Annotated in this window: 8 protein-coding genes and 1 pseudogene; 2 read left to right on the top strand and 7 right to left on the bottom strand. The window is 68.0% G+C overall.

The annotated features are described in order from the left end of the window. A partial coding sequence (locus QHF84_RS49800; protein WP_281320727.1) for a hypothetical protein occupies positions 1–615 on the bottom strand: 615 nt, incomplete at its 3' end. Positions 616–862: 247 nt separating this feature from the next. Between QHF84_RS49800 and QHF84_RS49795 the strand changes: the two genes are divergently transcribed. Then, positions 863–1,522, top strand: a complete 660-nt coding sequence (locus QHF84_RS49795) for a hypothetical protein (RefSeq protein ID WP_281320726.1) — start codon at positions 863–865, stop codon at positions 1,520–1,522. A gap of 113 nt (positions 1,523–1,635) precedes the next feature. After that, the gene (locus QHF84_RS49790; protein WP_281320725.1) at positions 1,636–2,205 is read left to right on the top strand and encodes a cytochrome c maturation protein CcmE; all 570 of its coding nucleotides are present in this window, start codon (positions 1,636–1,638) and stop codon (positions 2,203–2,205) included. A gap of 57 nt (positions 2,206–2,262) precedes the next feature. On the opposite strand, the gene gspN is transcribed toward QHF84_RS49790, so the two are convergent. The 6 genes and pseudogenes from gspN to QHF84_RS49760 form a co-directional block, all read right to left on the bottom strand. Then, positions 2,263–3,573, bottom strand: a complete 1,311-nt coding sequence (gene gspN, locus QHF84_RS49785; RefSeq protein ID WP_281320724.1) for a type II secretion system protein GspN — start codon at positions 3,571–3,573, stop codon at positions 2,263–2,265. Then, positions 3,570–4,169 carry a hypothetical protein gene (locus QHF84_RS49780; RefSeq protein ID WP_281320723.1) on the bottom strand — a complete coding sequence of 200 codons (600 nt, stop codon included), beginning with the start codon at positions 4,167–4,169 and terminating at the stop codon, positions 3,570–3,572. Before QHF84_RS49780 ends, gspN begins: the two co-directional genes overlap by 4 nt. After that, positions 4,166–5,692: a pilus assembly protein PilM gene (gene pilM, locus QHF84_RS49775; RefSeq protein ID WP_281320722.1), complete on the bottom strand. Its 1,527-nt coding sequence runs from the start codon at positions 5,690–5,692 to the stop codon at positions 4,166–4,168. The genes QHF84_RS49780 and pilM overlap by 4 nt, the downstream gene beginning before the upstream one ends. Positions 5,693–5,713: 21 nt before the next feature. Continuing rightward, complete coding sequence (locus QHF84_RS49770) at positions 5,714–7,171, bottom strand: type II secretion system protein GspK (protein WP_281320721.1); 1,458 nt, start codon at positions 7,169–7,171, stop codon at positions 5,714–5,716. A gap of 3 nt (positions 7,172–7,174) precedes the next feature. Then, positions 7,175–7,876, bottom strand: a complete 702-nt coding sequence (locus tag QHF84_RS49765) for a type II secretion system protein GspJ (RefSeq protein ID WP_281320720.1) — start codon at positions 7,874–7,876, stop codon at positions 7,175–7,177. After that, a pseudogene (locus QHF84_RS49760) lies at positions 7,873–8,352 on the bottom strand (hypothetical protein); the annotation flags it as partial. The gene QHF84_RS49765 and the pseudogene QHF84_RS49760, both read right to left, overlap by 4 nt.

Genomic DNA, 8,352 nt, shown 5'->3' with positions numbered 1-8,352 from the left:
CGCCCCCGCCCCCAAAAAAGAAACGCCCCCGCGCCGATCCCCCGACCCCGAAGCCACCGTCGCCACCGAGATCAGCGCCACCCGCTCCCCGCTCACCGCCACCGCTTTCACGTCCCCGACCTGCTCACACCCCCGCGTCTCCGCCACCTCCGACGCCCGATCGAACACCGACAAACACAACCGATCCCCGCCCATTGACGTCAAAAGCGCCCGCTTCCCATCACTCCGCGTGAACCCGAGCACCACGTTTTCATCGACGAGCCGCACGATCGGCCCCATCCGCCCGGATTCCTCCACCCACCGCACATACCCCTCGGGCTCGCCCGCCGCCTGCGACACCAGAAGCGCCGCCGCCTCCCCGAACACCGGCTCCACCGACATCGGCAAGCCGATCTCCTCCGTCGCGCCCAGCGGCAAACGCGTCACCTGCGCGCCAACCGCCGCGCTCGGCCTCCCCGCCAGAGGCTCCCGCCGCTCGCCCGTTTGCCCGCCTCCGCTCGGCGGGTGCGTGTCACGTACGCTCGCGCCCGAGCAGGCAGAGCTACCGACGAGCAGCCAGAGCAAGAGAAGACTCGGGCCTTTTTGCACACGGAAAGAGCGAGGGAGGCGCGCCACGATCGCGCCCACCTTAACGCGGACTTTGCCGGGCGTGCAGGAAGAGCAGCACGGGGGCGTCGTGTCCCTGGACGGTGACCGCGTGCACGCCCTGCCGGTCGTGAGGTGTCCGCGTCGCACGTGCTCGGGGGCACGTCGGCTGCAATGCCCGACGAACGGCAGGAGGCTTTTCCGGATCACGAAGGGCTTTCTTTCGGGGCCCTTCCGCGTCCGGAGCTGAAGCCTCTACCTCTCAGGAGGACTTTCGATGACGAAGACCATGCAGCTCACGATGCTCGGTGCCGCGGCTCTCATGACCCTCGGGGTGGGGTGCAGCCGCCACGAGAAGCCCGCGCAGAGTGCGCAGCACCGTGCGACGCCGGCCTTCGAGTCCGCCGTCCCCGCGGAACAGGGGCAGATGGGCCAGTATGGCCATGGCCAGGCCGGGCAATGGGGCCAGGGCCAGGCGGGTCAGGGTCAAGCGGGGCAATGGGGCCAGGGCCAGGCGGGCCAGGCGGGCATGCTGAGCGAGCAGGAGATGTGCTCCTCGCTCGTCCAGCACTCGAACCTCCGCGTCGAGGACATCGAGGGCGGCGTCGCGATCATCGCGACCCCCAAGTCGGGCGTGGACCTCTCCACTTTGCGCGGCGATGCGCTCCACATCGCGTACACGATGAGTCCGCCGGCCGGTGAGCAGCGCGCGGCGCGCCCCACCAGCGCGTCGGAGCGTTGCGCCCTCTTCGACCTCGGCCAGACGGCGGGTCGCTCGGGCATCGTCGAGCAGGGCAACGAGATCCGCATCCTCCTGCTCGCCCAGGACACGAGCGGCGTCCCCACCCTGCGTAGCCAGACGCGCAACTTCGTGCGCCAGTGGGGCCAGCAGGGCGTTCAGAGCGGTCAGCAGCCGGGTCAGGACCAGAACCGCTGAACCGGGGCTCGGCTCCGAATCGGGCAGGGCAGGGCGGGGGCAACCGACCCCCGCCCTGCTTTCCTTTTCTGGCCCTCGACCTGCCCGGAAAGGTTCGCTACCCTGAGCTCGTCATGAGCAAGAAGCTGGACGAAGAGCTCGCGCAGGCGGCCGGGATTGGACGGGACGACGATGGGCCGGCGGCGATGCCTCCGCTCACGGTGCCTCAGCCGGCCGAGAAGGCTCGACCCAAGAACAGCAGCATGGGCCTCTTGATCACGCTGCTCGTCATGGGCGGCGGGCTCGTCGGCCTCTTCATGTTCGGCTTCAAGGAAGCGGCCATTTATGCGACGCCCGTCGATCAGCTCCTCGCGCAGCAGGACAAACTGATGGGCCGCAAGGTCCGCGTCGAGGGCGAGCTCGTGCCGGGCACCCTCGAAAAGCGCGACAAGCCTTGCGAGTATCGCTTCACCATTCATGGCAAGGACGGCAAGCAGACGTTGCCGGTCCGTTATCCGCAGTGCGTCATTCCGGACACGTTCCGCGACGTACCCGCGGGCGGCGTGCAGGTCACGGTCGAGGGCTCGCTCAAGTCGGCGGCCGATTTCGAGGCCACGCTCGTCATGGCGAAGTGCACCTCGAAGTACGACCCCAAGACCCACGAGATGAAGCAGGGCGAGGGTCAGGGGATGCCGATCAACTGATCGGATCGGCTTCGAGCGAAAACGCCGGGCTCCAGAAGGGGCCCGGCGTTTTTCATTTCATTCGGGTTCGGCCTGGCCGCGGTTTCGCGGCGTGGGGGCGGGGGGCAGCTCTTCGGGGGGCATCGCCGGCGACGGCTCGGCCGGGGCGGGTTTGTCGGCGGGCTCCGGCGGCGGGGGCGCCTCGCGCGGCGGCTCCACGGCCTTTGGCTCGGCGGCGGCGGGCGCGCGGGCCGGCTCCTCGTCGCCCTTCTCCTTCGCCGTCGACGTGCCCAGGGGCAGCGGGGGTTTTTTCGTGGGGAACGGCGAGTCGCCCTTGCCGCGCCCGCGACCTGCGGCCGGACCGTCGGTCGAGTGTGGATCGAACTTCAGCCGCGACAGCGATCCGTGCGCGTGCCAGCCGTAGAACCCGTCTTGCCGCTTCGACCTCTTGATCTTCGGATCGGCCAGCTCGAACAGCGACGGCGCGGTCGAGCCCGGCGCGCCGAGCAGCGACTTCGTCAGATCGCTCTTGTTGCGGTAGGCGTCGGTGAACTTGAAGCGCACGTAGAGATCGGCCGTCGAGTTGTTCCACGGCTCGCGCACGTTCACTTTCCCGTCGCCGGCGAGCTCGAGATCGGCCCCGTTTGCTTCGAGCTTCGTGACCTTGAGGACGCCTTCCTTCGCCTCGGCTGCGATCGCGAGATCACCGAGCTTCGCCTCGGGCAGCGCGATCTGGCCTTTGATCTTCGATTTGCCGTCGCCGACGGCCATCTCGGCGATCGTCAGGTCGAGCGCGCCGTTCGCCTTGCTGAACTTCCCGCCGTCAGCCGTGAGCTCGAACGTCCCTTTTGCGACGCCTTTCACGGGCACGCCGAGGAAGTCCTTGATCACGTCGACCTTCGCGAGGTTCACGCCTTCGAGCTCGACCTCCACGGGCCCGCTCGAACCGCCGACGGGCACCGTGCCTTTGAGCTCGCCGTCGAAGGCGCGGGCCCAGAACTTGATGCGCACGCGGCCGAGGAAGAGCGGCAGGATCTGCAGCCGCGCCTCCACCTCGTCGATCTCGATCACGCTCTCCTTCGGCGCGGGTTTGTCCTTGTCGGCCCCGCTGCCGAAGGGCCCCGACGAGCTCGACGACGCGTCGTCGCTCGGGGGCAGGTAGAGCCTGACGCCCGTCGCCTCGACGCCCGTGAACCAGTACGAATCGAGCTCGTCGATCTCGAGGCGTTGCCCCGCGTTTTTGCCTTTTTGCGCGGCCTGGAACTCGGCGACGAGGCGGTCCTTCAGGCGATCCCAGGGGAAGGCCACATAAAAGAAGAGCCCGAGGCAGAAGCAATAAAGCGCCGGGTAGGCGAGGAATTTCGCGATACGCAGGAGACGGGCCTTCACGGGGTCTTCTCCTCCTCGGCCGTGTCCTTCGACTCGCCCTTGTCCTTGTCTTTTTCTTTCGCGTCGGGCTTTCTGTCGTAGGCGCTCACGCCGAGCTCCACCTCGTACGAGTCCGGCTCACCGGCGCGCGGGCGGATGTTGAGGCGCGTCACCGCGACCGCGTGGCCCGATTGCTCGATTTTTTCGATCGTCTTCACGAGCGCCAGCATCCCCACCTTGTGCATCTTCACCACGGTGAGCCGCTCGGTGTACTTCTTTCCGTGCGGGACCTCGGGTTTGTCCTGCGCGTCCGCGATCGTGATCCCATTTTGCTTCGCGGCGTCCTCGATGAAGCCGGCGAGCGCGGGGGCGGGGCGGCCGTACCGCGCGAGCAGGGCGTCTTGCTTCGCCTTGCGGTCGGCGACCGAGAGGCGCGCTTTGTAGACCTCGTCGATGAGGGCGCGGATCTCGTCGTTTTCGGTGCGCGACGAGCTCACCGCGCTCCAGGCGTAGATCGGCACGGCGAGCACGACGAGCGCCGCCAAGATGCCGACGAGGAGGCCGAGCAGCTTGCGCTCGCGCGGCTCGAGTTTGTCCAGGCGCTCCGCGAACGTCACTTGCCTTCCTCCTTGCCGGCCGCGGGCGAGGACGTGTCCGCCGCGTCAGCGGTGCCCGAGGGCTTCGTCGTCTTCTTCTTCTTGTCTTCGCACTTCACGTCGAGCTCGAGCACGTATTTCTGTTTGCCCTCGCTGAACTGCGCGGTGCGGCTGATCTTCACGTCCTTGAAGCACTTGTGCTCCTTCATCTTGTCCGCGATCGCCTGCGCGTCGGGGATCGAAGGGACGGTGCCTTGAATCGAGACGTGGCCGCGGTTCACGTCGAACTCGAGGACGTCGTGCGTGATCTCTTTCGGCACGACCTCCGAGAGTTTCACCATGACGTCGAACGCGTCCGCGCGCGGCAAAGGATCCTCGTCGGCGCTGCCGGGGCCCTTGTCGAGCATGCTGCGCGCCTTTTCGACTTCCTTCGTCTCCTCGTCGAACACGTCGCCCGTCGCCGTTTCGAGGCGCGAGAGCAGCATTTCCTTTTCAGCCGTGAGGCTCCGGTGCTGGGCGAGCAGGCTGAAGACGAAGCTCACGACGACCGCGGCGCCGAGGCCCGCGAGGAGCGGGATCTTTTCGCGGAGGAACGGGTAGCTGCGCGCGGCGGCGAGGCCCCCCTGGCGGAGGTTCAGGCCACGCGCCTTGCCGGCGAGGCCCATGGCGAGGCCAACCGCCTTCGCGAAGCGCGGGAGCATCGATTCCTGCTCGGCCGTCACGCCTTCGAGGCGCGGCTTCGGCAAGGGCAGGATCGTGATGCCGAGCTCGGTCGCGAGATACGCCTCCGCGCCCTGCGCGCTCGCCCCGCCGCCGACGAGATACATGCCCGCGAGCGGGCCGCCGCCCGAGGCGCGCCACGCCGCCAGGGTTTGTCGCAATTCGCGCGAGAGCGCCGGCGCGCTCCCGGGCAAACCGAGCGTGCCGCGCGAGAGCGTGCGCGCGAAGACGGGCTCTCCGCCGCGCAGGATCACGATGTCGCTCGTGGCCTCGCCGAGGTCGAGGATCGCGACGGGCAGCGCCGCCTCGCCCGCGGGGGCCTCTTTGCCGAACGGTTTTTCGATTTCGGGCATGACGCCCGCGAGGTTCGCGAGCGGCAGCGCGCCCGTGCCGACGCGCTCGGGCTCCACGCCGAGCGCCTCGCGCACGGTGTCGATGCGCTGCTTGACGTCCTCGACGCGCGCGATGGCCGCGAAGATCGGCACGGTGTCGCCGCCCGGGTTCTTGTCCATGCGATAATCGAACACCGCGTCCGTGATCTCGAACGGGATCATGGATTCGAGCTCGAAGGGCAGGACGTTGTCGATCTCCTTCACCGCCGAGGTCGGCAGGTCGATCGATCGGAAGAACGTCCGCTCGCCCGAGATCGCGATGGAGATCGCGTCGGCCTTAAGGCCGCCCACGGCGGCGCGGATGGCGTCGATTTCGAGGCCCGTGACGGGCGCCTCGCCGAGGGCCTCGAGCGTGATCTTGCGGTACGAGAGGCGCAGGAGCGCCGCCCTGACCACCGCTTTGCCGACGTCGATACCGAGGATTTTGGACATCGTGATGCTCTCTCGAGGAAACTATTCGATGCGATAATAGACGATCTTGCCGAGCGGGTTCGTGGCGAGCGCTTGCATCGGATCGACCGTCCCCGTGCCCGAGCTGCCGGAGGACGTCCCCGCCCCCATCGCGCCGCCGCCCTGCGGGAGCGGCTGCCCGGGCGTCGGGCCGTTCGGCGTGCCCGTGAGCGGATTGACGCCGCGCGTGTCCACGACGGCGTGGACGCGCACGCGCGTCGTGCGCTTGCGGCCCGGGACCACGCCCTCGGCGTAAATGCTGAAGACCTTGCTCGTGACGGTGAATTGCTTGTTTGCGCCCGCGTTGAGCCCGCACGGCAGGCCCGCCTGCGCGAGCAGCGGCGTGAGCATCGGACCGAGCATCGCGCCGAGCGGCCCGGGGACGGTGCCCGTCTTGAGGAGATTGGGGAAATCGGCGGGTTTCGAGAAAATGGGGATCGGGAAGACCTTGAGGACGCCGAGCAGCGAGAGGAACTGTGCCTGGATGTTCGGGTCGGTGCAAAGGGGAATGCCCTGCGCCGCGTTCGATTGCGTCGCGCCCGCGCCGCCCGAGCAGACGGAGCAAGCCGCGGCGAGCAGGGTCTGCGGGTTCGCGGTGTTCACGTTGACGGCCTTCTGGCCCCAGACCGTGAGCGTGCGTGATTTCGGATCGTCCGGGTTCGGCTCGACGAACGTCGCCCAGAAGTCGTCGCCGACGCCGCGGATGAGGCGCAGCTCCTCGAGCGAGTCGTACGCGGCGTTCTTGCGGCGATATTCGAGGCCGATCGTCTGGTAATAGTTGTCCTCGGCGCCCGTCGCGCCTTGGGCCTGCGAGCCGACGTAACACGTCGAGAGGTTCTCGTCCTGATCGGCCCAGTCGGTCATCGCGCCGCAGATCGTCTGCATCGTCGAATACTGGCCGTCGGGGTCGGTGCCCTCGAACATCGGCGCGTATTGCGGGCCCTGCATGTGGCTGACGAGGAGCCGTTCGAGATCGATGTCCGGGATCGGCGAGGCCCGGTTGATGTTGATCTTCGAATCCTCGTCGACGATCTTGACCGTGAACGAGCCGCCCGTGATGCCGAGGCCTTTGCTCTGCGAGGTATCGACGCCGAGCATCCCCCCGAACGCGGCCATGCCGGTCTCGTCATTGAAGGGGCCGAGCGCGATGTCGGTGAACTCCCAGACGGGGAGCTGCTTGAACGGCAAGGGCAACGGGACGCTCGTGCGAATCGTCGGCTCGGAGGCAATGAGCAAGCGCGACAGATTCACGGCGCTCTTCGCGAGGTATTCGGCCTTGAGCGCGTCCCTGTCCGCGAGCGCGGCGGCGAGCTCGGCGGTCGTCTCCTGCTGCAATTCGGTCAGAAAAACCGTGAGCACGGTGATCGCGCCGAGCACCATGATCAGCGCGACGCCGCGGCGCTCGCGTTTTCGCTTGCGACGCTTCTTCCCGGCCTCGTTTTCGCGGTTCGGCTCGTTCATGGCTCAGTTCGCGAAATCGAGGGCGAGCTGCATGGCGGGGGAGACGCGCGAGCGGAGGACGATCGGCTTGCCGCCGGGGCCGCCGTTCAGCACGAGCGTGATGAGGACCTGCTGGGGAAGCCGCCACGGCTGGCCCGTGACCTGCGTCGTGTCCCAGGTGTCGACCCATTCGGAGATGGTGTCGTCGAAATACTGGATGTCGAAGCTCTGCACGTCCTCGACGAGGACGTTCACGACGCCGCCTTTCTGCGGCTCCATGTCGAGGTATTTGTCCTCGCGCCGGACGAGGTCCATCGTGCCGGCCTCGTTCCGCGCGCCGAAATAGCCGATCTCGCATTGATCGGACTCGTGCGCGTCGCGGGAGAGGCGGCGGTGCGCGAAGGAGGTGAAATCGAGGCGATCGAACGAGCCCTCGTCCTGGCCGATGAACCCGGTCTTGCGGACCTGCTGCGAGATCATCGTGGAGCTGTTCGTGTAATCGCCGTGCTTGGAGACGAACGCCGCCTGGATCTCGCGCGACATTCGTTGAATGGCGGCGCGGCCCTGGTGGTAGCGGTCGTTCATCCCCGAGATGCCCTTGCGCGAGCGGGACATGCCGTCGAACGCGCCATAAATGAGCGATCCGATGAGGGCGAGGACGCCGATCGAGACCATCGCCTCGAGGAGCGTGAGGCCACGAATCGAAGCACGACGACGCGTTTTCATCGGCCCATGCCTCCCGGACGACCGCCGCCGAACGGATTGCCGCCGCCGAACGGATTGCCGCCGCCCGTGGGCCCGCCGCCCGTGGGATTGAAGCCGCCCGTGGGATTGCCGCCGCCCGTGGGATTGCCGCCGCCCGTGGGGTTCATTCCGGACTCGACGGCGTCGAGCTGGTCGTTCGTGACGAGCGAAGGCTTCGGGTTCGTCACCCATTGCACGAGATCGAACGAATGCTCGCGGCTGCCCTCGGTCCACGTGACCGTGAGCGTGACGCGGCGGGTGTTCGTCTCGAAGATCGCCTTGAGCGACGGATACACGAACGTGCCGACGAGCTGGAGCATGCCGCCGAGCGCGTCCGCGCCCGTGGCGCCGCCGAGCGCGCCGGCGACGTCACCGAGGCCGCCGCCCGCGAGGTCGCCCGTGGCCGGAGGCGCCGCGCCGCCGGCGAGTCCGAGCAGGCCGCCGAGCGCGCCGAGCCC

Origin of the sequence: Polyangium sp. y55x31 (assembly GCF_029946505.1) — a bacterium.
GTDB lineage: Bacteria > Myxococcota_A > Polyangia > Polyangiales > Polyangiaceae > Polyangium.
Note: the sequence above shows the minus strand (reverse complement) of the source record. Positions and strands in the feature narration are given on the sequence as shown.

Coding starts and splice junctions, on each gene's coding strand:
- QHF84_RS49795 (WP_281320726.1), top strand. CDS start 863: ATGACGAAGACCATGCAGCTCACGATGCTCGGTGCCGCGGCTCTCATG.
- QHF84_RS49790 (WP_281320725.1), top strand. CDS start 1,636: ATGAGCAAGAAGCTGGACGAAGAGCTCGCGCAGGCGGCCGGGATTGGA.
- pilM (WP_281320722.1), bottom strand. CDS start 5,692: ATGTCCAAAATCCTCGGTATCGACGTCGGCAAAGCGGTGGTCAGGGCG.
- QHF84_RS49770 (WP_281320721.1), bottom strand. CDS start 7,171: ATGAACGAGCCGAACCGCGAAAACGAGGCCGGGAAGAAGCGTCGCAAG.
- QHF84_RS49765 (WP_281320720.1), bottom strand. CDS start 7,876: ATGAAAACGCGTCGTCGTGCTTCGATTCGTGGCCTCACGCTCCTCGAG.